Below are 23,907 nucleotides of genomic sequence, written 5' to 3'. Positions count from 1 at the left end.
AAAGCGAATGGGAACATCATTCTTCTTAGACAAAATAAAAACTCCCCTTCAAGTAACGGTTATTAATTAAACCTTTGTCTACTTGAAGAGGAGCTTATCAAAATCGGTAGCCTGTTACGTAATTTATAATAGTGAGGTTACGAACTTCACCTCCGGAAAGCCGCTATTCGGTCCTTTCATTAAGATTCCGCCTTTATTTTTCAGATACATATCGAAGAAATCAAGCATATAGGCATTAATAACGGAGTTTGCTCTTTCGGGAGCAATCTTTCCGGTAACGCCCAGTATTTTGAATATCGGAGTAATGAACTGTACGTCGGTGAAATTCAAATGCTCCGTATTTTCGATATAGAGAACCTGTCCCCCTTCGTCGACTGTCTGGCGCATCCGTTCAAGTTCTAACTTTTTATCTTCCGTTACTTTATCCTCCCACTCTCTTGTTGAGCCCATACGGTTAAGCTCTGAATCCGTGTAGACCCGGTTATCCATCACCATTTTTAATTTTTCAAATTCGCTTTCCGAGTGGATGAACAAAAACGGCTTACGCAGACCCTCTCTTTCACGCAAACGATAAAGCCCTCCATCAAAGTCTATTCCAACCGCGATTCGCGGATCGTAAGAGGCGTCATAGGCCGTCGCTCCGCCGATGGAATGACCGAATACACCGACATTACCGAGATTAATTCTCCCTTTTAGATGACTTGGAATCTTCCCCGATTGGATGAGCTCGAATTGGTCCAGCGCAAACGCCACATCGTCGGTTAAAACTTTACCCAACTTGTCGCGATTACCTCTTTCCGTCTGGTAATCATGGTCAGGCGAGAATAAATCGTTGGTTGTGCTGGTCGTGATTCGACCGTCCGGAAACTCGGTTGCAAATGTATTGTAGGTGTGGTCAATCACTGCCACGATATATCCGTGACTCGCGAGATATTCAGCTTGCGCCGTGTGGAGGAACCTGGAAGAGCCGAAGCCGGGATTCGCAAGGATCAGTGGGTATGAAGTCTGTGCAGAAGAGATTTCAGCCTCCGAATAAGCATGACTGGATACGTACTTTAGGTGTTGTAAAGTAAACCCGGGAAGGCCATAGTTCATAGCCATATAACGTAAAATCTGGGTATCTGGAATAAAGGGAGCGTACTTGCCGGTGCCATCTTGAGCCGGATACCATACCTGAACCATCAACTCTCTCTTGCCTGTCGCGGTTTTGCTAAATGTTTCCTCCCGGTTTTGGTCTATGAAATGAAAGATTTTCGTGCCTACCTGCAACTCGCCGGTTGGCGCCGGAAAGTCGAATACAGGAAACACATATAGGAAGCACCCCGTTACGATTAGCCCAATCACGATAAAAAGGCGGCCCAGCACCCTACGAATTCGCGAGGCAGTCCGAGCGACTTTCCGCTTTATGAAAACGTCTATAAGCGAAAGCATAAGCATCAGGATCGTAAATCCGTATAAAAATACAAGCTGAACCCTGTATCCTTCGACAAGCAAATGTATCACTAAAAAAATGGAGCCTGCTCCGCTTGTCAGGAGCAAAGCAGATCTTCGAATACGTTGATTTAAAATGAACAGGAGTGCCAAAAAACTAACATTTGAAAAGAATAACAGCATTTCAAAAAACCTCACGACCAACTCCCCCTTAAAAATAATCCTATCAATGGGTTAGTATAGAGGAGCTGCTAGGTTGATGCCATTGATCTAGATGACAATTCATTGATCTAGATGACATTTACCTAACACTTTTGTAAGGTTTCGTGACGATGGCGCAGTGCAATATGCTGTTATGTAGGGGAAAGAAAAGCCCCCTCCGCCGCATGTCATGCCCAAGGGATATTGACAAATTTAATTACTGAACATGTATTTCTGATTTGATATCATGTTGACTTAAAAATTTCATTAAATCATTACTAAGCTGCACAATCTCATTGTTAGCATTATTCGCATAATCCGGCAACATCATATCCCTAACCATTTTAGTTCGTAGCCATGTCATAAAGAAAAGGTCCAAAAATAAGTTTGGAAATTTAAGCACCATTTTAAGCATTGGTGGATCAATTGAAACGCCAGCTTTTTGTATTGCCCTTAGATACGCTTTTAAAGTGAATGTTATTTTACGTGCCGTCTTTCTAGTTCTGCCTGTTTTTTTGTCAATGATCTTATTCTCAGAATGCAAAAAGCTCAACATGGCAATGTCTGATACGGAATGTGTGATTAGATACGCTTGCATATCTTTTTTAATAACGTAGGGAAGCTTTGCATTTTTAAATAATATTGCAAGGTTTTCTATGCGTTCTGTCACTACACCATTAATTTCTCCAAATGCAGTTGCCGCTATAAACTTTGGTAGAAATCGAGCATGCAATACTCCATCTTTAATCTGTCCGCCGAAGCCGGTAAAAGCTGGTAAAAGTCTATCCCCTACGATATCCAGCCACGAAGAAAATCCAATTGAATTACTAGTCATCGTAACTATATTTTTGCTTTGATTATCTTTTAGCGCTAACAACGCTGCTTCGGACCGATCATAACGAACGGTAACGAAAATAAAATCGTATACATCGTCATTTTCGAGCGTATCAATGACATTCACTTGTATCGATCTAACTGTACCTTTTTCTATATACTGCAGGCCATTTTCTCTTAATGATTTATATCTATTCGAATGTGCAAACAGGCTAACGTCAAACCCTGCTTCAATAAGCTTAATTGCGTACATGCTCCCGATGACACCTGCACCAAAAATTAAAATTCTATCTTGTTTTGCTGACATATAAACCACCCCTACTTATTAATATTCCCTTTTGATTATCCGACAACATGTTGTATGATGTGATTATAAATCTTCATTATTCCTTGATCAACCATCAGTTTTTTATGATTTGTCGGATGATATTCTTATTCACTAATAGGAGGGAAACATGAAAAAGCAACCCCAAATAACGGAGAAAACAAAACAAAAGTTTGTAGAAGTTTTTTGTGAGTTATATAGCCAAAAGCCGATTGAGAAAATTTCGATTCAGGAAATTTCGAATAAGTCAGGATATAACCGCAGCACCTTTTATCAATACTTTACTGATATTTACGAATTGTTAGACTCTGTTGAAAATGACCTATTGAATGAAATGAAAAAAGAATTGGCAAATAAAGAGCTATCGATGGATACGGTTCAAGATACGCTCTATTGTCTGGATAAAAAAGAACATCTCCTGGTTCTCAATGCCCTTTTGGGTGATTATGGAAGTGCCCGTTTTTTAAAACGCTTAAAAAAAGAAATCACTTTGGATCAATTAGAATTAAACGTTCCGCAAAACCAATCCTTAACGCCATACTTCATTGAGTTTTACCTGACAACTGCCCTTTCTTTATTTCGTCTTTGGCTCCAGCGTCAAAAGGATTTATCGTCAGAAGAATTTTTCAAGTTAGTAGAGAACCTATATTCAAAAGGGATTACACCCTATTTCAAAGAATGAGTCTGTCATTCAAACCAAATCCATATGTTGTATAACAATAAAAAAGCGCGCATAGGCTTGTTTACACAATATACTCCATAAAGACTGACCTACTCTTAATGGTCCGCATTCTGTAAATACAGACTTCTGCAAGTTTTTCTTCAGAGAAATTGCCTCTATTTGTGATACGGTTCACCGCGCTGTCTGTAACGGCAAGTTTTTGAGCCATCCTTTGTGGGAGTGTCATATTTTTCCAAATATGCAGTCCCGCCGACACGTGCCCACCAGCAAATCCGGTCAACTAATAGCCGAGATATTGGATATATTCCGCCTGACATGTGATGGGGTCCAAGCTAAACAAGCCCGGCACAGTGTTTCGTGCATGGGCTTGTTTTGTTATTTGGGATGAGAACCCCATATTAGGCTTTACGTATGCTAATGGATCAGCTGCCATAAACTTCGAACTCATAAAGAGAATACCAGTCGCCTGTGCCTCGATCTGTCGCATGCATCCTTATATACCTTGCATTTACCGGTTCAAAGTAGATATCGTCTATACCACCGTCTCCATTCGTTATCATGTATATATCCGTCCAGTTGGTTGCATCGTTCGACACCTGAATCTTATAGCCCTTAGCATGAGCATACTCCCAGTTGAGTTTGACATTGTTGACGCGGGTTTCCTGTCCGAGGTCTACATAGATCCATTGCGGATTTGAATACAGGCTGGCCCATCTTGTCGTTACATTACCATCCACCGCTTTATCGGCCGTTAATGTGGATGTCTCGTTGGAAGAGGATGTTGCCGATTTGTTTAACGCTAGATTCGGTTTGCCATAAACCTGGAATTCATATAAGGAATAGCCATAGAAGGAGTAAGCTCTTTGGGTTCCGTACATTCTTACATACCTTGCATTTACGGCAGTAAAGAATATATCGTCAATCCCCCCGTCTCCATTCGTTGTCGTATACACATCCATCCAGTTGACAGTGTCATTCGATACTTGAATCTTGAAGCCTTTGCCATAGGCAAGCTCCCAATTCAATATAACTCGATTTATGTTATAAGCTTGCCCAAGGTCGATCGTAATCCATTGCGGGTCTGCAAACTGACTGGCCCATCTTGTCGTCACGTTACCGTCAACCGCATTATTCGGAGAAAGAGCTGCCTCTTGATTGGAAGATGACGTAGCTGTATTATTTAACGCCAAATTTGTTGTAGTAGCGGATCCGACGCTGTCTCCATATACTTGAAACTCATAAATAGAGTAACCATAGCTCGTGCCCCTCTCTGTTGCGTGCATTCTCACGTATCTTGCCGTTGTAGGCACAAAGCCTATATCGTCTACACCTCCGTTGCCTGTCGTTGTCGAATACACATCGGTCCAATTGACCGCATCATTCGATACTTGAATTTTGTAGCTCTTGCCGTAAGCATACTCCCAGTTAAGTTTAACGCGTTTGATGTTATTAGCTTGCCCGAGATCGACGTAAATCCACTCTGTACTTGAATACTGTTGGCTTGACCACCGTGTACCCGGCAAATTGTCAACAGCTTTAGCAGCGGATAGAGAAGAACTTTGGTTGGATGAGGCTACTGCCGATTTACCGCTTGCAAGATTAACTGGAATGGTATACGTTCCTTTAACAAATTTGTAGATATCTTCATACATCTGTCTCCCATCATAAACTCCGTTTACACCGTTGTTATTCTTGTTTTTATACAAGTTGTATATCCCAAAAATATCTTGATACCAACCCTTGACCGCTCCCGTCATGTATCCGTATTCTACGCCGGCCTTTAAGTAATTATCGAATCTGTTTCTAAAATCGGGGTCGAACATCGCTCTTTCGTCAAACTCCATTTCGATGCCCTTATTATATGTTTGAGCTTGGGTCGATACATTCGTCATTCTCGAATAATCAGTCTCCGGAACGAAATAGTGATTGGGCTGCTGGATGCTAAAATCGATTGCATAATTATTCCGGTTGTTGCTTTGTCCGGCACCAAAGTATGGAATCCAGGCAAGTTTCAGACCAAGCGTATGAAGATAGTTACCAGAGTTATTAATTGCATTTACTTCACCCGGATTGCCGGGATCAATATCTTCATGGAACCAGTAGAAGCCTTTTAATTCAAGGTTGCTGTATTGGGCTTGATTCCATCTGCTTAATACGGTGTCGATATACCATTTGGTTACCTTCGTCATATTGCTAGGCATCGAATTAAGATTTTCGCTGATTCCGTCGTTATCGACATCTCCGAAATTGGTGATTTCGCTATTAGGATAAGGCAGCATAATATATACTTTGGATTTGTAATTTGTTAGGTTTAGTGTGGTTGCAACTTGCTGGGTTGCTTGGTTGAGGGCATCGAGCTGTTGATCAGAGGTGAAAATGCGGTTTATATACCATTCCCAATCCGCCTTATAGGTCCACTTGGCAGGGTCTGCTGTATCACCAAAATCTCTATAGTCAGATGTGTTGATTCCTAGAAATAGAAATGAATCGAAAAAGGTGTCATCCATCACATTATTACTGTTGTAGTGCGCAACATAGGGCAAAAGCGTATTCTTGTCATACGTGCCGATTTCTCTTCCCTCGTATGTCGTTCGTCCACCGTAATATCCAGTATAAAGCAAGGCCATGTTCTTCACATTCCCAGATGCCGCGGTATTTGGTGGGAAATATCCTGTTGCAGCAGCAGCGGCAAGCGGCTGTTCTAAGTTAGACTGGGGTTGTTGCTCGAGATCAGGATCGGACTTTTCTTGTTGTCCCTGCTGATTAGGAACTTCAAGTAAAGGCTGTTGATCCTCCTGCCCCTGCGAAATCTTCGGCGACCTATCCCCTTCTCCCTTCACTACTGATGGTTGAACAGAAAAAACAATCGATAAGATTAACACAAATGATAACAGCAAGGAACTTCGTCTTGGATACCTCTGACTTCGCTTCATCTTTCATCCCCATTTCTTAGGTTTAAATGATTTTAACAAGTCTGGTACATGGTCTTGATCCGAGTGTCCATTTTATCCAAGCTCCAAACGGCCCCTTTACGACTAATTCTATGAGGCAATTTTATGCTTGAAAATAGATATCTGTTTACTTTCATATACACCTTTTTACAAATCAAAAAATGAACCGATGCACCTTTCTCTTGTTTCTTCGAAATGTGACCTACGCACATATATTCAAACCCATACGCCGCAAGGAATTCCAAAAAAAAACTTGCCCTTATTTGTGGTACGGTTCTCCGAGATTGATCTTAAACCTCCTACCCATTAGCTTAATGAACCACTCCATTTATTAACAATTATATTGCATATTCCACAAAGAAAAATCTAATGCCATTTTTTTGCGCTATTTTAATCAAATCGGAGCTAACTTTAGAAGAATTAAATAATTTTTATTCAAAGTATCGCGAGAATGAGTGGAGCTACGTAGTTGAAAAGCAAGTGAGTAATAACATTACCTTTATTGAACATCGTGATTTGAAATTCAAAGCATTGAAAGCAGAGGAACAACTAATCAGCTATTATATTGTTTATACTTGGGGCAGTAGTGACTATCCATTAAGTGATCTTGATATACGAGGGCATTAACACTTAAAGCAACAAGATATTTTTTTAGTATTAAGTAAAAGGGCGGAGAAGAAATGCATTGGAAAAAGTATTTTATTCTATTGCTACCAACGATAATAATTGGGCTATTTTTATTTTACATTCTTCCAGCAATCCAAAGGCCTTATGTTTTAATAGTTCCTATGGTATTTTGGTTGATCTATTACTTTTGGAGATATATTGAAAGAAAACAAAAGAATAAATGATAAAGCGCTCATTCATTAAAAAACGGCAGCCTAGGACTTTGTTTCACTCGTCCAGGGCTGCCTCTTTTTTTAGACAAGTCAATTACAGTACCTACTTCCAAAAATCCGACCCAGCAAAAACAAACTTTTTATCCAGCGCTTCTCCCCCATCCTCAAAGCAATCTGCCCAAGGAACACGTTGCTTTCGTACATTAGCAGCATCCTTCACGCCATATTCCTGATAACCTACGGTTAGCTCATTGGCGGCATTATTCCAGTTATCCCAGCCCAAAGGATGAATATGCGAACCCATCTTGCAACCCACAAATACAGTCTTAGCGTACTCACGCCAAGGACGTCCTAGAAACACTGAAGTAATATCAGGGTCGGCTGTTAAGAAGCAATTCTTGAAAATAAAACCATGTGACTGTCGCTCGGGTGTCGAAGCTGCTGTTATATACCCTGCTTGATTCTCGCTATGACGCAAGCTTCGGATCTCACATTGATCGAAATAAGCCGTTGCACCGCCAAAAATAAAATCAACCGTTCCTTCTATATAACAATGCTGATACAACTGGCGATAATGGATATGATGATCTCTCAGTGGAATGCCTCCGAATGCCCCTCGCTCTCGTGGAGCAGGCGGCAAAGGTCCTGTAAATAACGTGTCTTGATACCCTTTGAAGGTACAATGTCTGAACACGGTTTGGTCGCAATGTGCATAAACGGCTACCGCCTGACCAATATGTTCTCCCTGCCCAGCACTGTTGGTAATCACCAGGTTCTCTAAGACCAGGTCGGTACCTCCCAGAAATAACGTTGGTGTAGCAAACGTATTGATTTCTTCACCCGCTTCATCACGCTCTTTGGCATAACGATTCATGGTTATTTCCACGGTTCCAAGTCCAATGATCGTAAGATTAGAACGGTAAATTCTAACTGTCTCATGGTAGACACCTGACAAAATATAGAGCGTATCCGCTTGGCTAATTGGCTCACGCTCTAGCGAATTTATCGCTTCTTGAATCGTGTGATAATCGCAACAGGATTCTTTGCCTACTACTAGCATCGGTGGCTAAGTTCCTTTCTATGGATTTTAGAGATGCTTCGCCAAAAATTGCTGCCATAAAGTCCGCATTTCCAAGGTCTCCATATGCCCACCACTAGAAATGACAGGTTGCCAATGTTCTGATTTCCCTGCCGTTTGATAAGCTTCGGACAGCCCTCTATCCAAGAGTGCTACTCCTTCAGTGGGACATAGCCGATCATTTCTGCCTACTAGGCTCATTCGCGGGCGGGGAACGATCCGCTTTTGAATATCGAGCGTTGTGAAATACTTCAATAACCCGGGCACATAAGAATAGTAACCATGGTGATCTAGTCCTCTTACCGCAATTAGGGTATGTGCATCTACTTGACCACAAATATCGACAATCACCCCGACTCGTTCGTCTAATGCAGCCAGCCACCATGCCAACAAACCACCCATGGACATACCGATTGTTGCGATTCGTGACGTATCAATATCCTCACGTTGGCACATGTAATCTAGCATACGAATATTGTCATATAGCATCATGCCCCACATGACCTGCCCCTGCCACAGCATTTCCTTCACTAACTCACTCTCAGTTCTGCCACCACGCTCATTAAATCCCCACATGTCGATACAGCAAGCAGCGTAACCCATCTCTGTTAAGACTTTAGCAAAAGAGGGCTGTTGCAAATAGGAACTACTCTGAACAAACTCGTTACGTCCATTCGCGTAATTCCCTCCATGAGAATGATTAAAGATAACTAGTGGAAACGGCCCTTCCTTATCCAAAGGGATTGCCACATAAGCCGGCACCTGTTCAATTCCATTAAGATCCAGTAAAAGAGATACCAGACTATATCCGTCCCGCTCCTCTTGGTTCATCACAGTTACGGCAATCGGCTTATCCGACGGAAGATCGCCCAACAGTTCCTTCAGTTTATCACGCTCCATGGTTCCCTCCCTTACGGACACACATTCTGTTCTGTGGGCGAAACTGTAACTTGTTCTACTAGTTTTTCAGGCTTGCTCGTGTTCTTCGAATGACAATTCATGATCTCAATCGCTTCGCCATTTTCAATATAAAAAGCAGGCCCTTCATGATTCTCGATGGTCACCTGATGAAATTGCACATCCCTTGCATTGCCCAGAAAAAATCCGCGATTGTTCATGTTCTCGATCCCTGTCATCATATCCGGATGCCCGGGAACTGCATTGCGTGCCATGGAGATATCAATATTTGTAAAAGTAATCTCCGAAACATACTGCTCCGCAAGTCCATATAAGAATCCCGCAGATGCATGAACATTACGTGCGGTAATATTGGCGAAATGAATTCGTCTAAAGCATGGCGTTTCATCTGTAATCGGATAAGGATTTTTGTCCCACACATACTTCTCTTTCCCGCGTGGTCCACAGAAATAGTATAGATTTAGTGTGAACGGACAAATGACTTCTTCCATTACAATATTACTGATCCGAATATCTTCAATCGTCCCTCCGCGTCCACGTCTTGATTTCATGCGTATGCCACGATCGGTTTGTTTAAAGACACAGTTACTAATGGTTACATTACGAATATCTCCGCTCATTTCACTTCCGAGTACAACACCCCCATGCCCATGAACCATGGTACAATTGGTGATCGTGATATTCTCGCATGGAATGCGCTCTTTCGTATCTTCAGTTCCCGCTTTGATAGCAATACAGTCATCACCTACATCAATATTACAGTTACTAATCCGAACATTCGTACAAGATTCTGGATTAATACCATCTGTGTTCGGAGAATCAGCCGGGTTCAAAATAGACAGATTATCGATCGTCACATTGTAGCAGCCCACAGGATTAACGGTCCAGCTTGGAGAATTCACTAGCGAGACATCCTTAATCGTTACCCGCTGACAGCTATCAAATCCAATCAAAGTTGGACGGGGATATTCGAGCTCTTCCCGACGGTTCCGAAATATATCCCACCATGCTTTGCCATTACCATTAATAGTTCCGCTTCCGGTAATCGATACATTGACTAAACCTTTGCCATGAATACAAGGCGTATGAACCTGCTGCTTCACCCCTTCCCATCTGCATTCCACCGCAGGATAATTCACCGGATTCGTACTGAATGAAAGAATCGCTCCTGGATTTAAATTTAATTCAATATTGCTTTTCATAACAATCGCACCCGTATAGAAAGTACCTGCTGGCACATAAACGGTTCCTCCACCAGCCTCATTTGCCGCTTCAATCGCATGCGCAATCGCCCCTGTCGCTAACATCCCGCTATTCTTAAGCGCGCCAAAATCCTCAATATTATATACGGACATTTTATAGCACTCCTATTCTATATCAGATCCAGCCTCTTAATTGTTCGTACTCCACACAGGCTTGCAAGAAAGCACCGACACCCTTTTGGTCGTTAGTGACAATAGGCTCACTAATGTAATAAGCGAACGTGCCGTCTCGTTGATCTGCTCCACCTAACCCTGCTACTTGGCAATTCTTATTTAGATTGACCCATCCTTCTTTGGTCTCCAGAACAAACTCTGAGATAAGTCCTTGGAAGGCGAGATCTAACGGTTCGTACCAACTAGCCTCTAATACGCCTAATCGAATACCTTTTGCCATAGCATACACAATCATGCTAGAAGCAGAAGCCTCTAAGTAATTCCCTTTGCGTTGCCCCAGATTCACTACTTGATACCAGACGCCAGATTCAGGATCCTGATATTTCTTCACAGCTGATAAAGTATCGTTTAGAATACGCACCAGCTCTGGATAATCGGAATGCTCACTCGGCAATAACTCTAGAACATCTACTAAAGCCATAAGATACCAGCCAAGTGAACGCGCCCAAAAGTTTGGAGAGCATCCTGTTTCGCGGTCACACCAAGGTTGAAGACGCTGTTCATCCCATGCATGATATAACAGACCTGTTTCCGAATCCTTCGTATGCTTCTCACACAAGATAAATTGTTTCGTAACATCTTCAAGCCCCTGCCCTTCTTCAAAAGCTAGCAAGTAGGCTAAATAGAAAGGCGCGCCCATATAAAGACCATCTAACCAGATTTGATAGGGATAAATATTTTTATGCCAAAAAGCACCTTCCGAGGTTCGCGGATGTGTCTCTAGCTGCTTTCTAAATAAGGTAGCCGCTTGTTTATATTTTTCCTGCTTGGTTTCTTTATATAGCGTAAATAATAATTTCCCGTTGTTAATGTGATCAATATTGTATTCATCTAGGCGATAACCCTTAACGCTGCCATCCTCCTGAATAAAGTTATCCATCTGATCTTGAATGAATTGCAGATACTTCGCATCACCGGTTTGCTTCCAAAGCCATTCAATTCCATTCAATACGACACCATAGTCATACGTCCAGCTTCCGTTGTAGCCTTTATCTTCATAAAGCTTTGGTGTCCTCGCCATGATTGAGTCTGCTGTGCGGATTGCCCAATGTGATCTCTTCATCCCAACCCCCTGATTATCATTAAATTTAAGAATATCTTTCCCACAAAATAATAGGACTTGATTCTCAGTCCCAGAGAATCAAGTCATTGTCTAGTAAGATTTCAATCGAATCACCCTTGGATTAAGCTCTCCATCTCAACACAAGCCATCACCAACGCGCCTACGCCATGTAAATCATTTTTAACTTTAGGTCTAGTGACGTAACTCTCGTAATCTCCAGCCGAAGTACCGATACAGATGTCCGGCAAAATCAACCTATCCTGCTCATCCCACTGAATGATTTGGATTAACCCTTCATACCCTTTTCTAGCCGCGGCTGTAGCGACTTCCACATCGCTTACAATGCCATGCTTCACTGCTTTGGCAATCGTGTAGACGAATAAACATGAACCTGAGGTCTCCAGCCAATTATCCGGCTCATGCCCCTTATCTACGACCTGATACCAAAGTCCACTTACCGGATCTTGATAACGAATAAGGGCATCAACAAAATCACATAAAGTAGAAGATAATTCAGCTCTGGCTGGGTCTTGGACGGCCAACAGATCAAGAAATTGCGACAATGCGAGACCATACCAGCCCAGCGATCTGCTCCAAAATTCCGGTGAGCACCCTGTCTCCGGGTTTGACCATGGCATCCGGCGGCTCTCGTCCCAAGCATGATACAATAACCCGGTTGTCTCATCTTTCATATACTTACGCATTAACATCTCTTGATGGAGAACTGTATCACGTAAGCTAGGATCGCCATAGACATTAGCATATTTTAACGAGAATACGCCTGCCATATAAAGCCCATCTAACCACATTTGGTTAGCATATTTATCCTTATGCCAATACCCACCTTCAGAGGTTTTGTTTAACGTAAGCAATAAATTCCTCAGCTTCTCCGCAGCAATGCGATACTTGAGTTTACCTGTCCGTTTATGAAGATTAAACAGCAGTTGTCCAGCTTGAACAGCATCCAGCTCATCGCGGGCGAAATAAAAGTTACCATATTCATCTACCAAATCATCCACGTATTCCTGAATATAGTTAATATAGCGGTCTTCTTGATATGCATTCCACAAAAGCTCCATACCACACAGAAATACACCTTGATGGTAATGCCAACGATGTGCTGGAGGAAGCTCTCCCGCTCTGTAAGTATCCATTAAAGAATCGCATGCCTTTTTTGCCCAATCCATTGGTGTTGTTGGTATCCTGCCAGTCATCTCCAAGCTCCTTCCAAAGAATAATCTCTCTCTTCCTCTTATTAGCCCTTCATAGAACCTAACATGGCACCTTTGGCAAAATGCTTCTGTATGAATGGATATACACAAACTATTGGTAAAGTAGCAACAACGATAACAGCCATTTTAATTGTTTGGTCTGGCGGTGGAACAGTTGTATCCAGTGTAGAGCTGTGATCCATACCGCTGGCAAGGACAACAATTTGTCTGAGCAGAACCTGTATTGGCCACTTCGAACTATCATCCAAATACAGAATCGCATTCATGTAAGTATTCCAATACGTAACCGCATAGAACAATCCGATAGTCGCTAACGCAGGTAAGGATAATGGCAATACAATTCGAAATAATATTCCGAAGTCGTTGCAACCATCAATTTTGGCCGACTCCTCCAGACCTTCAGGTATATTTTGGAAAAAATTTCTCAAAATGATCATGTTAAACGCACTAATTGCTGAAGGAAGAATAAGCGCTGCATAACTGTCTATTAGTCCCAATTCCTTTACCACGAGGAAGGTTGGGATCATTCCACCATGAAAGAGCATCGTGAACACAACCATAAAGTTAACCACTTTACGTCCGTCCAGATCTCTTCTGGTAAGAGCGTAGGCCATCAAAGAAGTTATAAACAAGCTGAGGAAAGTACCGACTGCCGTAACACCAATGGAAACACCCATGGCTTTAAATATTGTATTCGTTGAAAAGATGAACTTGTATGCTTCCAGACTCCATACCTTTGGGATCAGTACAAACTTACTAGAAGCTAGTTCTGCACTCGTTGTGAAAGAGCCTGCTACAACGTGAACAAGGGGGAGCACAGTTATTAAAGCAATGATCGCAAGCAGCGTGAAGTTTATAGCAGAAAAAATTCTGCCACTGATTGTTTTATCTTCTACCATTTCTATTCCTCCCACAACATATCAATAAACGCCTTCTTCTCCCATTTTCTTAGATGCTTTATTCACCAACATAACCATGATCAAGCCGACAATTGATTTGAAGAATCCAATGGCTGTACTGTAACTAAACTGCCCCTGTCTCAGACCAGCAGTATATACATACGTATCGATAATTTCCGCAACTTCTCGATTCATGGAGTTAAGCAGCAGAAACACATGTTCAAATCCAAGATCCAGAACGGAACCAATTTTCAAAATAAATAATGTGATAATTACGCCTCTAATCGCTGGAAGTGTAATATGCCAGACTTGTCTGAGTCGTCCAGCTCCATCCATACGTGATGCTTCGTAAAGTCCTGGATCAATGGCAGCTATGGAAGCTAAATAAATAATCGTTCCCCAGCCTGCTTCTCTCCAAATCACCTGAATAATATACATGGGCCTGAACCATCCAGGATTCAGCAGGAAATTAATTTTTTCAAATCCGAAATAGGAAAGTAGCTCGTTGATAATTCCTCCATCCATCGTAACCATTACAAAAGAAATGGAGACGATGATAACCAACGACAGAAAATGGGGCAAATAGAAGATCGTCTGAAAGGTTCTTTTGAAAAAGCTGCCTTGAAGTTCATTCAACATCAGGGCAAGAATAATCGGCATTGGGAAATAGATAAGAATGTTTAATCCGAAAAGCACAAGTGTGTTCACTAAAATATTTAAGAAATCCGGCTCTGTGAACAACCTGCTGAAATGCTTCATTCCTACCCAGTTACTGCCTGTTATTCCTTGATAAGGTTTGTAATCTTGAAAGGCGATAATTAGTCCGTACATAGGAAAATATTTAAAAATAATAAAATATAGCACTCCCGGTGTTAGCATGACGTAGAGCCATTTATTTCTCCACAGACGCTTTTTAAGTTCACTGCTGCTTTTGTAAGTCTCACGCTTTATTTGTGGAGCTGGACTGGGCTGTGCGGTGAGTTCCTGCATGATTCTCTTCCTTTCTCCTTCTTTATTCAAACTCTTTATTTCTCCATGTGACTATGAAGAGAAAAGGTTGTTGAAACAAAATCAACAACCTTTTCAGCTAGGTTTTATTTCTTATACAATGCGTTGTACTCATCAATAATCTTAGCTCCGCCACGGTTCTTCCAGTTCTCAACTTCTTTTTCGAACCCTGCTTTGTCGATCTGTCCATAGATATATTTATAAGTTGCATCGGTAATAATCTGTTGAAGCTCAACACCTTTTTCTGTGTACGTAGCCGAATCCATCGCAGCTGTTGGATCTGGTACCCCCACCTTGACATTCTCAAGAACCAATTGATCCGCATGAATTCTTCCTGGCAGCGTGTTATAGTTCTCGTACATTCCATTGGTTTCAGCTTCGCCGATAACGCTGTCCTTATATCCTTTTACTTCACGTTCAATCAATTCTTTGTCATCTGTAGCTTTTGCTTTACCGTCTTCAACGGTATAGTGAGTACCCTCGATTCCCCAATACATCAAATTAGCTACTTCTGGGGTCATCATTTGATCAAAGAAAGCAAGAATCTTCTTGAGTTCTGCCTCATCCTTTACAGCAGATTTTGGGAACAAGACAACATTGTTATAGCCTGGAATCATCCATTGAGCATACTTTCCATCTGGACTTGCAACCATACTATGCGCATCCAAAACAGCATCAGGGTTATTCTTAATAGTATCTTTATTGAGGGAATCAATATCTTGCATGGAGCCCCCAATATAGAGTCCACCCTTTCCAGCCTTAAACATATTTACAGCATCTGTTTTACTGGTAGCAGCGAAATCTTGATTAATGTATCCGCCATCACGAGCTTTTTTGAAGAAGTCCATCGTGTCGAAATATTCATCGAATGTAAATTCAGGCGCTAATTTTCCATCCTTCTCTCCCCAGGTGTTCGGTGTTCCGAACCAAGAAGAGACAGTTTTGAAAGCTCCATAGGTCAACTCATTACGGTCAATAATACCTGTAGTATCTTTCTGTCCATTACCGTCTGGATCTTGTTCCGTGAAGGCCTTAGCCATTTCGAATAATTCATCTACATTTGCTGGTGCAGCAAGTCCTAATTTATCAGCCCAGTCTTTTCTGTAAATGATACCTTGACGTGCTAGAGGGCGGCCGATATATAAGGTGTACAGCTTGCCGTCCACTTTCGTGTTATTCAGAATTTCTGGTTTCAATTTACTCAAATTAGGAAACTCGCTTAATAGCGGACCTATTTCCCAGAATTGTCCGTCTTTTATCGCTTCTTTCATCTGAATGAAGGTTGTCTGATTCTTCAAGTACGTCACTTGCGGCAGTGAGCCGGTTGCAAAAGATGAATTAAGTTTTTCTTCATAAGTATCAGCCGGGAAAAATTGATAGGTCAGCTTCGTGTTGGTCAATTTTTCAAGTTCAAGCTTAATCGTATCAGGCGGGGTCTCTGGAATATTTAACGGAAGCATAATCTTAATTTCTGTTGGTCCTGCTTTCACTTCTTCTTTAGGTGCTTCTGTCTCAACCGGCTTAGCAGTGCTCTCACCACTTGCAGTTTCAGAACTTGCTTGATTGTTGTTGTTACCACCACATCCAGCTAACAATGTGCTGAACGCTAACAGTGCCGTCAACAACATGGTGAAGGATTTCTTCTTCATACCATTTTGACCTCCATAATTTGTATTGGTTACGAGTTCCACGTTACATCGTCGGCAAGGTTACGAAAACAATCATTTCCCCATAAAGGCCCGTTCTTAAAGGGATCTGAGCAAATGATTATGGTGATAACACAAAAAAATCCACCGCGTCATCCGCAGTGGATCAAAGATTATCTAACCTATTTACTTTTCTATCCCAAGCTCAGCCTCACCATATTCCTTAATAATCTGATCTCCTCCGCTAGCTCTCCATTTCTCAACTTCCTTCTGGAATCCCTCAGCGGTTATATTGCCTAGTATGTAATTGTACGTAGCATCCACAATGATTGTAGACAATTCCACATTTTTCTCATCATAGGTGGATGAGCTTAAAGACACGGTCGGATCGTCGACCAGAAAAGATTCATTATCTTTACTTAGCTGATCCGCAAGTGAGGTCAATTGCTCCTTCTGAGCCACCTCCATAATGTTCTTATTACTAATATCTGCAATCATCAAAGAATATAACGGATTTACTTCTTGCACCCGCAGTTCTGAGGTTTCCTCGGGAAGAATGATTTTTCCTCCCTCAAGCTTATAATGGCGCCCTTCAAACCCATACATCATTATATTCGCTACATCTTTATCCATGGTTCGATCAAAGAATTCGAGTACCTCGAGGAGTTCATCCTCCGTAGCAATGGCTTTTTTGGAGAAGAGATAGAGTCCATTATAATTGGGTATCGACCACACCTTATATCCTTCAGGCCCTTCGATCCGATTGATTAACGTAAGTTCTGCCTTTGGATTCAAATTCTGAGCTTCAATAGACAGCCGCTTTACATCTGTCATACTGCCAATAAATACACCAGCAATACCATTAATGAACTTATCACGTTGTACTTCTTTGCTCGTTAAGGCGAAATCCTGATTAATAATTTTCTCATCATATAATTTCTTCATGAAATTCATGGTGTTCATATACTCAGCGGTCACAAATTCAGGAACGAATTGATGATTCTCTAGTTTCCAATTATTCGGGGTGCCAAAATACGAACTTAATGTCTTGAATACCCCATACACAAGATCATTTCGATCAACTAATCCGAAGGTATCCTGTTTGCCATTCTGATCTGGATCGTTGTATGTAAATTGCCTCATAACTTCATACAGTTCATCCAGTGTTTGTGGATTACTTAAATGGAGATTGTCGAGCCAATCCTTACGAATAATCACCCCCTGTCTGGAAGAGGGGCGTTCCGTATATAGGCCATAGATCTTACTATCTACAGAAGTCTGCTTAAGAATAGCGGGGTTCAGTTGTTTTAGATTGGAGAACTCCTGAAGATAGGGGCCGATCTCCCAAAAGGCATCCGAACGAATAGCATTTTTCACCAGATTGTAGTCTGAGAATTTTACAAATGTGACCTTTCCCAGGGAATTGGTCGTAAGCGCCGTGTTCATCTTATCCGTGTAGACCCCCTCTGGAACCCACCTTATATCGAGCTTCACACCTGTCAGTCTTTCGATCTCTGCCATAATTTCTTTCGAAGGCTGTTGTGGAAAATGAAGGGGTGCCAAAATTGAGATGCTCGTGGGAGATACTACTGGGCCGGCTTCGGCAGATTCCTTATCGTTGCAAGCGCTTAAAAAAGAGAAGACGAGCATGGTAAATAAGCAGAAATACAGCGTTGCCCTTTTACCCATAGATACTTTAGACATTTCTGTGGCCTCCTAGGTATTGTAAGGATTATCACTCTATATCTTGAAAATTTTACAATTTATAAGCATAATTAGAGCTAATGATTATCACAGAACGAGATGATTATTGTTATTTCATACCAAGTTACATACACTTAGATCAAGTGTCTACTTCTACATAAGTAAAGGTGCTGAGTCCCGTGAGACCATTAAGCTTTCTAAGTAAGCTAACGATGTTTGCCTTTGTAATTAGCACGCTGCCTGTATTGTTCATCGGTTCTTTTTCATATTTCACATCTTCAAAAGAAATTCAAAAGAACGTTAACAACAGCAAAATGGAATTAATCTTACAAATCACCTCAAATGTAGAACATAAGTTAACAACTGTCAATCAAACATTAAACCAAGTGATCAATTCTAGTGTATTAAAAAAAGCACTAAACAACCCTTTAAATGAAACCGATTTCATTTTATACAATGATTTAAGAAACGAAATTCGCAATATGCAGTCCTTCGATACGAAGCTGGAAGATGTCATCTTATTAAATCAGCAGCAAAATTGGATGATCAAAAATTCTGGTGTTTATCGCTTAAATGAGTACAAGGACCATGCGCAGCTCACCAACCTGATGAATATTGCCGAAGATACCTCGTGGATCCTGAACCCGTCCTCCATATTTTACAGTGAGGAAAGCATTAACGTCACAGGCTGTAACTACAGCATTAGTCTTATCAAGAAACTCCCAACCAATAAGCTGCAAAAATATGGGCTTGCCTTAGCTAATATTCCTGTCTGCAGTCTTCAGGATTTCATTAACTCGGATGTACAGCCACTCGATGATATTATCGTTCTGGATAAGACAGGTCGATTCCTGCTCCATCCGGACCGCAACTTGATCGGGAAACCAATGAAAGAAGGCGGATTTACAGAAGATTCTTTCATTACTAATCCATCTAAACTTTCAGGTCAGTTTAAGACCAGGATCCACAAGAAGGATTACTCCGTCACTTACATGCGCTCTCAGATGAATGGCTGGGTCTATCTTTCGGTTACATCCATGGAAAGTTTAACGAAAGAATCCAAAAAAATTAGCCTGTTTACGATATTCGTGTGTAGCTTTATGCTTCTATTGTCTATTCTCTTGGCCTGGATCGGTTCAAGACGGATGTACACTCCCATTGAAAGACTACTCAATCAAATGGGCCAACGCAAACCGGACATTAAATCCAGACACACGAATGAATTTCAGATTATTGGAGAACAAGTTCATTCTTTATTCCAATCCAAATCACAGCTTGAAAAAGAAGTCCGTCAGCATATCCAACAGGTGCGTACCTTCTTCCTAATCAATGCTTTCCATGGCAACGTTAAGAAGCGCGATCTGCATGAAGAGCTGGAACAATTCGGCTACCATAAGCAGCTCGAAGAATGGAAGACGATGGCTGTGATTACGTTGTCGATTGATTTTGCCGATGATTCCAGCTATGAGAAAAAAGATCTTAATCTCTTATTATTCGCTGCCCACAATATAATCGAAGAGTTAGTCTGCCCTGAACAACGACTGGCACCTGTAATTATGGATCATGCAGTAGTCGTCTTATTGGGGAGTCCAGACAGTGATACCGAGTCTTTTCACAAGACATTATATTCATTAACGGAGAAGCTGCAGCAGGAAATAAACAACTACCTAAAGCTTCAGGTGAGCATTGGTCTGAGCCTTCCCTTCAACACCTTCGATAAATTATCCACGGCTTACAGAGAGGGACTCGAAGCACTGAAGCATCGGATCAAACTTGGTAAAGGTGTCATTATCCAGTATGAAAATATTAACTCTGGCAAGCACTATCTGAATTTGAACTACCCTACTCATAAAGAAAATGACTTACTGGACGCTATCAAATTAGCTGAAACAGATAAAGCAAAGGAACTCATTCATTTGCTCTTCAAATCTATCTTTGCTCATGAGCTTTCACCACAGGAATACCAGATCCCGTTGACGCGCTTACTCAATAATTTACTCATTATGATGCAGGAATCCGGTATTAGCTTAAATCAAATTTATCATGCTAATGGTTCCATATTTGAGGAGCTGCATGACCTCCATACTGTAACGGAGATTGAAGATTGGTTCTGGAGCATGGTCATTTATCCGATGATCAAGATTTTTAACAGCAGACAAAATGCTCAATACCACAACATCTCAGAGAAGATCATCGATTTAATACAACATGATTACGATACAGATCTGACTTTAGAAGAATGTGCTTCACGTCTGCATTATAATGCCAACTATATCAGCAGCGTCTTCCGTAAGGAGACCCAGTACTATTTCAGCGAATATTTAACGATGTACCGATTTAAAATGGCGAAAAAATGGCTGAAGGAAACTGATATGCCCATTAAAGATATTGCAGCCAAATTAAGATATAACAACTCTCAGAACTTCATTCGCTCTTTCCGTAAGCAGGAGGGCATGACACCCGGACAATACCGGGATCACAACGCTGGCACAAAACTTAAATCCACCTTTGACGAATCAATGTAAAAAGAGAGAACTATTGTTCAGGTGGAATCAAAAAAAAGAGTCTCTCTTTTTTTCTGAAATATGTTAACGTGTGCATATCGCCTTTTAAGGAGGAATTGGAACATAATGTTGAGCTTTCGTGTACATTCCAACCATGCAGAACAAACCGAGCTCTCTCTGGAAATCTCACTACTCACCCTTTATCCTCTTGCAACGCCTGGGAGACCGCCCAACACAAGCTGAGCTTCACGCCTACTCCTCAGAATCACAGATGACTTCTCTAACACCTCCAACTTTTATATGGACTACAGTAAATGATGCCAGCGTTCTTGTGGAGAAGAAGGACGGCATGGTTTAGGGCTTGCTAAAGAACATCCTCATTGCCAGCAATGGCTTTCCCTTTCTGAGAAATGGCTAAGTAAACACCACTACATTCAAGGAGAAGATCCTATGACACCCACATTATTTATCGCGGGAGATTCCACTGCGGCTATCAAAGGCGCTGGAGAAAAACCTATGACAGGCTGGGGAGAATACCTGCAAGGTTATTTTGGGATTTCTGTTCGAATCGAGAATCGCGCCATTAATGGTCGCAGTACCAAATCCTTTATAACTGACGGCCGTTTGGAGGACATCCTTAAAGACTTCAAGGCCGGTGACTACCTCTTCATTCAATTTGGACATAACGATGAGAAAAAAGAAGATCCTTTGCGTTACACTGATCCCGACACTGAATATCGCCGCAACCTAATTCAATATATTGAAGCTGCTCGGCAGTTAGGCGGGACTCCGGTTCTATTAACCTCTGTAAGTCGCCGCCGCTTCAACTCCGATGGAGAGCTTGACCCGCTTGCTGTAGGCGCTTATCCCGAGGCTATGAAGCAGGTAGCTGAAGAAACGCAAACACCACTGCTTGATATTTTCGCAGCTTCGCAAGTGCTCTATCGTTCGTTAGGTGTTGAAGAATCCAAAAATTTATTCATGCATTTGCCTGAAAAAGCACATCCGAATTACCCAAATGGAGTTATGGATGATACTCATTTCTCTGATCAAGGTGCTCAGCACATCGCCAGACTTGTGGTTCAGGCTATTGAACAATCTACTGCCTTACCATTAACAGACTTACAACAACTACTACAAGGAGTGATCACAGATGTCTCTAATTAAAGAAGTTATTACAGAGTACTATCGTATCCCTTTGCCGGAAATCATGGAGGACGCTAAACACGGACTGCACACTCACTTTGAAGTTCCCATTGTCAAAATTAGAACCGATGACGGTCGTGAAGGGGTAGGTTATACCTATACTGGCGGATTTGGCGGCAAAGCGATCTGCTCACTAATTGCGAATGAATTAACTCAGATCTTAATCGGTAAGGATGCTAGCTGTGTGGAAAGTATCTGGGAGCAGATGAACTGGGGAATACATTATGTTGCTCGCGGGGGTCTGGCTAGCTTCGCCATTGCAGCATGTGACATCGCTTTATGGGATTTACGTGCGAAGAAAGCAGATGAACCGCTTTACAAACTTCTGGGTGGCGCAAGCAATGAGGTCAAATGTTATGGCGGAGCGATTGATTTGAATTTCCCATTAGAAAAGCTCCTCCTCAACAATCAAAAATACTTAGATATGGGCCTGCAGGCTGTCAAAATTAAACTAGGCCAAAAAACATTAGCTGAAGATGTGGAACGAGTGGCTGCGGTGCGCCAATTAATCGGTCCAGATGTGGCCTTTATGGTCGATGCGAATATGAGCTGGAGTGTAGAAAAAGCGATTAAAGCCGCTCGTGAATTTTTGAAATACGATATCCTCTTCTTAGAAGAACCAACGATTCCGGAAGATTATGCCGGCTATGCGCGTATTGCAGAAGAATCAGGCATTGCTGTTGCAGGCGGAGAAAACCTTCGGACCTTAACCGAATTCCATCACATGCTGCAATATGGCCATGTAGATTTCCCTCAACCGGATGCTTCCAATATAGGCGGAATTACGGGCTGGTTAAAGGTAGCTCACTTAACACAAGCCTATAACCTTTCCGTTTCCACACATGGGATGCAAGAATTACACGTTAGTTTATTAGCAGCTATGCCAAATGCAGGTTATCTCGAAATGCATAGCTTCCCTATCGATCAATACACTACACGTCCGCTAGTGATTAACAAAGACAATGGGATGGCAGTTGCGCCTGAAGTAACAGGCACTGGGGTTACCTTTGACTGGGATAAATTAGCGCCACACAAACAACAATACTAATGGGAGCGATCGATCATATGAGTATTCCCCTGCACCTAGGTGTTCGAGCACATGATTTCACACAAGTTCCATTGAAGGATTTAATTGAAAAGATTCAGTTTTATAATTTCGCTCATATTCAGTTTGCACTTAAGAAATCTTTTCCTGACAGCACTCCGAGTCTGACTGCTATAAGCCCTGGAACAGCTAGTTATTACAGAAATGCCTTTAGACAGGCTGGTATTCAGATTGCGGTGCTTGGCTGTTACGTTAATATTGTAGACACCGATCCATACAAACGGGCACAAGCGTTAGCCGAGTTCAATACCCATCTTCGCTTGGCCAGAGATTTCGGCGCCAGTCTAGTAGGTACGGAAACCGGAAGTATGGGACTTGGGTATACCACAGATAATTTTACAGAAGAAGCTTTTCAACAGGTCGTTACTTCGGTAAAGCTAATGGTCGCAGAGGCCGAACGTTTTGGTGTGACGGTAGGTATTGAAGCAGGACTTCATCATCCGCTGTATTCCGCTTCCTTAACTCGCCGACTGCTGGATGAGATTCCTTCTAATAATCTTCAGATCATATTGGATTGCGCAAATCTAATGTCACCTACAAATTACTTGCATCAGGAAGCAATTATTATGGAAGCTTTGAAGCTCTTAGGAAATCGAATTGCCATCATTCATTTAAAAGATTTTATCGTGCAAGATGGAGCGATCAAAATTGTTCCTGTAGGTCAGGGCTGGCTTGAGTTTGAGCCGATTCTCCGTTATATGAAATACGAGCGTCCGCATATTCAGGGCATTTTAGAGAGTACTCCTGAATCGCATCTAAGAGAAAGCATCGCTTTTTTACAGCAGATATATGAAGAAGCGTAAATATAAGATCACATACAAAAAAATCCACTGTACACCTCATTA

Annotated in this window: 18 protein-coding genes; 6 read left to right on the top strand and 12 right to left on the bottom strand. The window is 41.8% G+C overall.

All coding sequences use genetic code 11. The annotated features are described in order from the left end of the window. Nucleotides 1-123 precede the first annotated feature (123 nt). Together MKX41_RS02785 and MKX41_RS02780 are read right to left on the bottom strand one after the other, a co-directional pair. Nucleotides 124-1,629, bottom strand: coding sequence for an alpha/beta hydrolase family protein (locus MKX41_RS02785; protein WP_340968568.1), 1,506 nt, complete (start codon nucleotides 1,627-1,629; stop codon nucleotides 124-126). A 220-nt stretch (nucleotides 1,630-1,849) separates the two neighbouring features. Further along, nucleotides 1,850-2,773: a ketopantoate reductase family protein gene (locus MKX41_RS02780; RefSeq protein ID WP_340968566.1), complete on the bottom strand. Its 924-nt coding sequence runs from the start codon at nucleotides 2,771-2,773 to the stop codon at nucleotides 1,850-1,852. A 148-nt stretch (nucleotides 2,774-2,921) separates the two neighbouring features. On the opposite strand from MKX41_RS02780, the gene MKX41_RS02775 reads away from it, so the two are divergent. Then, nucleotides 2,922-3,473, top strand: coding sequence for a TetR/AcrR family transcriptional regulator (locus tag MKX41_RS02775; protein ID WP_340968564.1), 552 nt, complete (start codon nucleotides 2,922-2,924; stop codon nucleotides 3,471-3,473). Between the two features lie 422 nt (nucleotides 3,474-3,895). Here MKX41_RS02775 and MKX41_RS02770 read toward each other — a convergent pair whose 3' ends face one another. Continuing rightward, on the bottom strand, nucleotides 3,896-6,406 hold the full coding sequence (locus MKX41_RS02770; RefSeq protein WP_340968562.1) for a DUF4855 domain-containing protein: 2,511 nt from the start codon (nucleotides 6,404-6,406) through the stop codon (nucleotides 3,896-3,898). A 387-nt stretch (nucleotides 6,407-6,793) separates the two neighbouring features. Between MKX41_RS02770 and MKX41_RS02765 the strand changes: the two genes are divergently transcribed. Continuing rightward, nucleotides 6,794-7,051, top strand: coding sequence for a hypothetical protein (locus MKX41_RS02765; protein WP_179086745.1), 258 nt, complete (start codon nucleotides 6,794-6,796; stop codon nucleotides 7,049-7,051). Nucleotides 7,052-7,366: 315 nt separating this feature from the next. On the opposite strand, the gene MKX41_RS02760 is transcribed toward MKX41_RS02765, so the two are convergent. From MKX41_RS02760 to MKX41_RS02720, 9 genes are all read right to left on the bottom strand, one after another. Then, nucleotides 7,367-8,323, bottom strand: a complete 957-nt coding sequence (locus MKX41_RS02760) for a pectinesterase family protein (RefSeq protein WP_340968560.1) — start codon at nucleotides 8,321-8,323, stop codon at nucleotides 7,367-7,369. 27 nt (nucleotides 8,324-8,350) lie between these two features. Next, on the bottom strand, nucleotides 8,351-9,241 hold the full coding sequence (locus tag MKX41_RS02755; protein WP_340968558.1) for a dienelactone hydrolase family protein: 891 nt from the start codon (nucleotides 9,239-9,241) through the stop codon (nucleotides 8,351-8,353). 11 nt (nucleotides 9,242-9,252) lie between these two features. Continuing rightward, the gene (locus tag MKX41_RS02750) at nucleotides 9,253-10,614 is read right to left on the bottom strand and encodes a glycoside hydrolase family 28 protein (RefSeq protein ID WP_340968556.1); all 1,362 of its coding nucleotides are present in this window, start codon (nucleotides 10,612-10,614) and stop codon (nucleotides 9,253-9,255) included. A gap of 22 nt (nucleotides 10,615-10,636) precedes the next feature. Continuing rightward, a complete protein-coding gene (locus tag MKX41_RS02745; RefSeq protein ID WP_340968554.1) occupies nucleotides 10,637-11,758 on the bottom strand; it encodes a glycoside hydrolase family 88/105 protein in 1,122 nt (373 codons plus the stop codon). A 110-nt stretch (nucleotides 11,759-11,868) separates the two neighbouring features. Continuing rightward, the gene (locus MKX41_RS02740) at nucleotides 11,869-12,972 is read right to left on the bottom strand and encodes a glycoside hydrolase family 88/105 protein (RefSeq protein ID WP_340968552.1); all 1,104 of its coding nucleotides are present in this window, start codon (nucleotides 12,970-12,972) and stop codon (nucleotides 11,869-11,871) included. A 41-nt stretch (nucleotides 12,973-13,013) separates the two neighbouring features. Beyond that, nucleotides 13,014-13,889 carry a carbohydrate ABC transporter permease gene (locus MKX41_RS02735; RefSeq protein WP_042186649.1) on the bottom strand — a complete coding sequence of 292 codons (876 nt, stop codon included), beginning with the start codon at nucleotides 13,887-13,889 and terminating at the stop codon, nucleotides 13,014-13,016. A 21-nt stretch (nucleotides 13,890-13,910) separates the two neighbouring features. Beyond that, nucleotides 13,911-14,879, bottom strand: a complete 969-nt coding sequence (locus tag MKX41_RS02730; protein WP_042186647.1) for an ABC transporter permease — start codon at nucleotides 14,877-14,879, stop codon at nucleotides 13,911-13,913. A 104-nt stretch (nucleotides 14,880-14,983) separates the two neighbouring features. Further along, complete coding sequence (locus MKX41_RS02725) at nucleotides 14,984-16,546, bottom strand: extracellular solute-binding protein (RefSeq protein WP_042186645.1); 1,563 nt, start codon at nucleotides 16,544-16,546, stop codon at nucleotides 14,984-14,986. 183 nt (nucleotides 16,547-16,729) lie between these two features. Further along, entirely contained in the window at nucleotides 16,730-18,247 is a 1,518-nt protein-coding gene (locus tag MKX41_RS02720) for an extracellular solute-binding protein (protein ID WP_340968549.1), read from the bottom strand. Nucleotides 18,248-18,426: 179 nt separating this feature from the next. On the opposite strand from MKX41_RS02720, the gene MKX41_RS02715 reads away from it, so the two are divergent. From MKX41_RS02715 to MKX41_RS02700, 4 genes are all read left to right on the top strand, one after another. Then, entirely contained in the window at nucleotides 18,427-20,772 is a 2,346-nt protein-coding gene (locus MKX41_RS02715; RefSeq protein ID WP_042186641.1) for a helix-turn-helix domain-containing protein, read from the top strand. A gap of 429 nt (nucleotides 20,773-21,201) precedes the next feature. Next, nucleotides 21,202-21,918, top strand: coding sequence for a rhamnogalacturonan acetylesterase (locus tag MKX41_RS02710; RefSeq protein WP_076300820.1), 717 nt, complete (start codon nucleotides 21,202-21,204; stop codon nucleotides 21,916-21,918). Then, a complete protein-coding gene (locus tag MKX41_RS02705; protein ID WP_339246680.1) occupies nucleotides 21,905-23,005 on the top strand; it encodes a mandelate racemase/muconate lactonizing enzyme family protein in 1,101 nt (366 codons plus the stop codon). Before MKX41_RS02710 ends, MKX41_RS02705 begins: the two co-directional genes overlap by 14 nt. A 17-nt stretch (nucleotides 23,006-23,022) precedes the next feature. After that, nucleotides 23,023-23,865 carry a sugar phosphate isomerase/epimerase family protein gene (locus MKX41_RS02700; protein WP_340968548.1) on the top strand — a complete coding sequence of 281 codons (843 nt, stop codon included), beginning with the start codon at nucleotides 23,023-23,025 and terminating at the stop codon, nucleotides 23,863-23,865. The last annotated feature ends 42 nt before the right edge of the window (nucleotides 23,866-23,907 follow it).

The organism is Paenibacillus sp. FSL R5-0475, from assembly GCF_038004585.1.
Classification (GTDB): Bacteria; Bacillota; Bacilli; order Paenibacillales; family Paenibacillaceae; genus Paenibacillus_AQ.
Note: the sequence above shows the minus strand (reverse complement) of the source record. Positions and strands in the feature narration are given on the sequence as shown.